This is a genomic window from Lentzea albidocapillata, assembly GCF_000719115.1.
Lineage (GTDB): Bacteria > Actinomycetota > Actinomycetes > Mycobacteriales > Pseudonocardiaceae > Lentzea > Lentzea albidocapillata.
In genome coordinates this window covers 1-2722 of the sequence record NZ_JOEA01000047.1, presented here as the reverse complement: position 1 = coordinate 2722, position 2722 = coordinate 1, and the positions used below count along the sequence as shown (strand labels likewise).

Below are 2722 nucleotides of genomic sequence, written 5' to 3'. Positions count from 1 at the left end.
TGTCAGCGCTCATGAAATTCCGCAGGTCTGAGGGGTTTTCGCTCACGTAATTCCGCAGGGCGTCGCTCACGTAATTCCCCACCGGGAGGGTGAGCGTGTCGCTCGTGCTGGGTCCTCGCATCGGAACAGGCTTCACCGGATCACACCAGGTGACCGGGGAGCGCGAGTGGCGAGGAGAACGTTCGACGTGACGGATGTGACCGAGATCCTGGTCCACTGGTATGCGGGTCGCTCGCAGAGCGAGGTCGCGACCAGCCTGGGCGTGGACCGAAAAACGATCAAGAAGTACGTGACCCCGGCGATCGAGGCGGGCATCACCCCCGGTGGACCGGCGATGTCCACGGCGGACTGGGCCGAGTTGACCGGCAAGTGGTTTCCCGCGGTCACCGACACGAGGCTGCGGCAGACGACCTGGCCGCAGATCGAGCAGCACCGCGACTACATCGCCGACATGCTCAAGGCCGGCGTCACCCAGGCCACGATCTGGCAGCGGCTGCGCGACGAACGAGACCTGCAAGCCAGCCTGGCGTCGCTGAAACGCTGGGTCGCGGCGAACCTGCCCGAGGAAGTCCGCCGCGATCGGGTCACCGTGCTGATGGACGAGCCGGAACCGGGCGGGGAAGCGCAGATCGACTACGGACACCTCGGTGGCTGGGTCGACCCGCGGACGGGCAAGAAGCGGCGGGTGTGGGCGTTCGTGATGGTGCTGCCCGCCTCGCGGCACATGTTCGTGCGGCCGGTGCTAACCATGGACCAGCGTGCGTGGACCGAGTGTCACGTGGCGGCGTTCGACTTCTTCGGCGGGGTGCCGGACCGGCTGGTGCCGGACAACCTCAAGACCGGGGTGGACAAGCCGGACCTCTACGACCCGAAGATCAACCGCTCGTATGCCGAGCTCGCCGAGCACTACGGCACCCTGGTCGACCCGGCGCGGGCGGCGAAGCCGAAGGACAAACCGCGGGTGGAACGGCCGATGCCCTATGTCCGGGACTCGTTCTGGCGAGGCCGGGAATTCGTTTCCCTGCAACACATGCAGGAACAAGCGGTGCTCTGGTGCCGGGAGGTGGCCGGTCGTCGGCAGTGCCGTCCGCTCGGTGGCGCGGCACCGCTCTCGGTGTTCGACGCGGTCGAGGCCGGTGAGCTGAACCCGTTGCCCGGCAAGCGATTCGTGCTCGCTACCTGGTCGACCGGCACGATCGGCCCGGACATCCACGTGCGGGTGGGCAAGTCGTTGTATTCGGTGCCCTGGCGGCATCTCGGCCGCCGGGTCGACGCCCGCGAGACCGCGACGGTGGTACAGATCTTCGACAACGGCGAGCTGATCGCGACCCACGGTCGCCGACCGGCCGGGAAGTCCACCGACCTGTCGCACTATCCACCGGAGAAGATCGCGTTCAAGATGCGGACCCCGACCTGGTGCCGCAGCCAGGCCGCGGACATCGGCCCGGCCTGCGTCGCACTGATCGGCGGGCTGCTCGAGGTCAACGCCCTGTTCAGGCTGCGCGCCGCGCAAGGGGTCCTCGGGCTGGCCGACAAGCACGGCGCTGCCCGGCTGGAGAAAGCCTGCGCCCGCGCGATCGAGGTCGGCGACCCGACTTACCGCACTGTGAAAGGGATCCTGACCGCCGGCACCGAGGCCGACCCAGCGCCCGAGCCGACCGGTGACGGTGGTGCCGCGGCGCATCTGCACGGTCCTTCGCAGCTGTTCGCGAACGTCGTGGCCCTGCCCACCCCGAGCACCCCGGCCGCGCAGGATCACGCCAGCGCGAGCGTCGATCACGACACCGTTACCCACGACGAGCGCGTCGACCGGAACACCCCTGCCCCCGCCGAGCCCGTCGGGCTCGCGCCCGCCCCCGCCACCGGCAGTGAGGAAGCATCATGACCGTCGTCGACACCGCGCTGCGCGACGCCCTGCGCACGCTGAAACTCTCCGGGATGCTCGACACCCTCGACGCCCGCCTCGCCCAAGCCCGCGGCGGGGAACTCGGGCACCTGGAGTTCCTGCAGACCCTCTGCCACGACGAGATCGGCCGCCGCGAGCTGACCGCGATGGGCCGGCGGCTGCGCCGCGCCCACTTCGACACCGAAACCACCTTGGAGGAGTTCGACTTCCACGCCAGCCCCAAACTCCCGGCAGCACAGATCCGCGACCTCGCCGCGCTGCGCTGGCTACACGCCGGCGAATCGGTGATCCTCTACGGCCCAGTCGGAGTCGGCAAGACACACGTCGCACAAGCGTTGGGGCACATGGCAATCCGCCACGGCGCCGACGTCCGCTTCGCCAAGACCAGCCGCGTCCTGGCCGACCTCGCCGGCGGACACGCCGACGGCACCTGGGGCCGCCGGCTGCGCGAACTCGCCCGGCCACCCGTGCTGATCCTCGACGACTTCGGCATGCGCGAGCTCACCGCCCGCCAAGCAGACGACCTCTACGAGCTCATCAACGAACGCGCCGGCCGCTCGCTGGTGCTGACGAGCAACCGGTCACCGGTGGACTGGTATCCGTTGTTCCCCAACGCCGTCGTCGCCGAGTCACTGCTGGACCGGTTGATCAACACCAGCCATCAGGTGTTCATGAACGGCCCCAGTTACCGACCGAACAAGCGCCCCCGGAGTGTCACCAGCGACAAGAACAAGACCACCGGGTAGAACATCACCAGGACCCACCACCTGCGGAATTACTTGAGCGCAGGCCCCGGGAATAACTTGAGCGTTCACA

2 protein-coding genes are annotated in these 2722 nt (G+C 68.4%); both read left to right on the top strand.

Going from position 1 to position 2722, the window contains the following annotated elements:
* The first annotated feature begins 187 nt into the window (after window positions 1-187).
* Window positions 188-1885, top strand: coding sequence for an IS21 family transposase (gene istA / locus IG04_RS0141620; RefSeq protein WP_144065812.1), 1698 nt, complete (start codon window positions 188-190; stop codon window positions 1883-1885).
* Window positions 1882-2652, top strand: coding sequence for an IS21-like element helper ATPase IstB (gene istB, locus IG04_RS0141615; protein WP_030482261.1), 771 nt, complete (start codon window positions 1882-1884; stop codon window positions 2650-2652). Before istA ends, istB begins: the two co-directional genes overlap by 4 nt.
* Window positions 2653-2722: the final 70 nt, after the last annotated feature.